The 2,720-nt window shown below is 41.3% G+C and carries 1 protein-coding gene; it reads right to left on the bottom strand.

From position 1 onward, the window contains the following. Nucleotides 1-229: 229 nt before the first annotated feature. Nucleotides 230-472, bottom strand: a complete 243-nt coding sequence (locus tag BS19_RS14835) for a hypothetical protein (protein WP_038176302.1) — start codon at nucleotides 470-472, stop codon at nucleotides 230-232. Nucleotides 473-2,720 lie beyond the last annotated feature (2,248 nt).

Here is a 2,720-nt window from a genome sequence, read left to right on the forward strand (position 1 = left end):
GTTTTGACCCAACTTTTGTTCAGATAAAACGTCGGCCACTTATCCATTTTAACTTGTTCTTCGCTTTCCAATTTGCCTCCTGAACATAACGCCGCATTAAGTGGTGAGCAACGCCTACCCCTGAACCTAACGCATTGTGCCGTAAACACTTTAGTTGAAGCAAACCCAAAATGCCGAGCGTTGGGAATCCGTCTTAAATGCTTTGTTAGCTATCTGTATGGCGCATAAGTTATTGAAACTCTTGACCATGATTTTCTAAGGTTGCTTTGCCACAAATAGTACAAACAATATACCTATCAGTTAACTCTAAAGAAGCACCTCCAGGTAAGGAGGCAGCGGAACCACTAAAGAAACCATCTAAAAAGGCTTTAAACTGTTCTTTTTTGGACTTGCCGTATTTCGATGTTTTTTGCTTCATTGCTTCTTTATGCTCAGTGGTTTTCCCACATTTTTCGCAAAATCTAGTGTTCATACTGCCTCCTGAATCGATTGCTACAGAGAACGTCAAATCCACCACGACTTTTTCGACGTTGTGATGAAATTTATAAGAGAGCTAACGCCGCGTTAAGTAGTGAGCAACATTGCCACCTAACCTAAGCCATTGTGCCGTAAACACTAAATTCAAAACAAACTGAAAATGCCTAGCGTTGCGAATCTGCCTTAAACGCTTTGTTAGTTGCCATTTTAAACCTTTGATTTCCCATTTATTTCCACTTTGCCAACACCGTTTTTGAGCGTGTTGAAAAACTCAAATCAGGCGCAGTTTCAAAGCGCCTGTCACTGAAACCACTTGGAACTTACAACGTCGCAGAAAACTGGCCAAAAACACCCAATAAATTTTTTGGAATGGCAATGTCACAAAGCTGACTTTCAAAAAGTAAATTTGCGTCTGAAACGGCAAAACAAAACCACAACACTAAAATTTGAACGCAACTTCAGCACACCACACCCAGACACAAAACTGAGCAAATTTGCACAATTCATTAGCCTTAAACTTTCTGCTTTATCTGCGTTTTTACCACTGGCAACTAACGCCGCGTTAAGTAGTGAGCAACATTACCACCTAACCTAAACCATTGTGCCGTAAACACTAAATTCAAAGCAAACCGAAAATGCTAAACGTTGCGAATCTGCCTTAAACGCTTTGTTAGTTGCCATTCTAAACCTATGATTTCCCGTTCATTTCCACTTTGCCAACACCGATTTTTAACGCGTTGAAAAACTCAAATCAGGCGTAGTTTCAAAGCGACTGTCACTGAAACCACTTGGAACTTACAACACCGCAGAAAACTGCCTAAAAGCACCAAAAAGACCTTTTGGAAAGACACTGTTACAAAGCTGACTTTCAACGAGTACATTCGCGTCTGAAACGGCAAAACAAAGCCACAATATTAAAAATCGAACGCAACTTCAGCAAACCACACTAGATACAAAACCGAGCACAATTGCACAATTCATTAGCCTTAATTTTTCTGCTTTAGCTGCGTTTTTTCCGCTGGCAACTAACGCTGCGTTAAGTGGTGAACAACGCGACCACTCAACCTAACCCATTGTGCCGTAAACACTAAAGTTGAATCAAACTGAAAATGCTAAGCGTTGTGAATCCGCCTTAAACGCTTTGTTAGTTGCCATTCTAAACCTTTGATTTCCAATTCATTTCCACTTTGCCAACACCGTTTTTAAGCGCTTTGAAAAACTCAAGTCAGGCGCAGTTTCAAAGCGCCTGTTACTGAAACCACTTGGAACTAGCAACGTCGCAGAAAGCTGGCTGAAAGCACCCAAAAAGACCTTTTGGAAAGGCAATGTCACAAGGCTGACTTTCAACGAGTTAGTTAGCGCCTGAAACGGCAAAATAAAACCACAACATTAAAAAACGAACAAAACTTCAGCAAACCACACCCAGACAAACATCGAGCAAAATTGCACAATTCATTAGCCCTAAATTTTCTGCCTTAACTACGTTTTTCCCACTGGCAACTAACGCCCAATTAAGGGGTGAACAACGCAACCACCTAACCTAAAGCATTGTGCCATAAACACTAAATTTGAAGTAGAAGCAAAAATGCCAAGCGTTGTGAATCCCTCTTAAATTGCTTGTTATGTTTTACCACAAACACATGATTTACTTGAGAAAGAACTGCAATTTCTAACTGTTTTTCTGAACCAAACCACAAGGCTGAAACCAACTTGACCGACAAAGGCGACCAACCTAAAACGTGTAATTCCACTTCCCTGCCCAATGAGGCAAACCGACAAAGCTCCAACAAGCGCCCTGTCTTTCCAACCAAAGCGTAAAACAATGGTGAATTGCCGAGGTAACTGCCAAGCTGAAGTGTTAATTGTCAAAGAGCCTCAAAGTAACTTCGAGCCAGTCAAACAAGAAGCCAGCCGCCACGACCTGACAATGAAGCAACCCTAGAACTTTGGCATGTTTTACGGGCTGAGAGATTCAAGAACTTAGACCGACAATGCGGATTTGCTGAGTCTACTAGGGACGAACTGTTTGAGGGACAAAGAACTTGAGCCTAAGATATTTAAGCCATTGAAATACAAGTAAACATAACGCCCAATTAAGTAGCCCGAAACGCACTGACTAACCTTCCGCATTGCACCCTAAACACAAAATTTAACGCAAACCAAAAGTGCTAAGCGTTGAGGGTCTGCTTGAATTGTTTGTTATGTTTTACCACAAATGACTGATTTATTTGGCAAAGAACTGC

Origin of the sequence: Vibrio pacinii DSM 19139 (genome assembly GCF_000711795.1) — a bacterium.
Taxonomy (GTDB): domain Bacteria; phylum Pseudomonadota; class Gammaproteobacteria; order Enterobacterales; family Vibrionaceae; genus Vibrio; species Vibrio pacinii.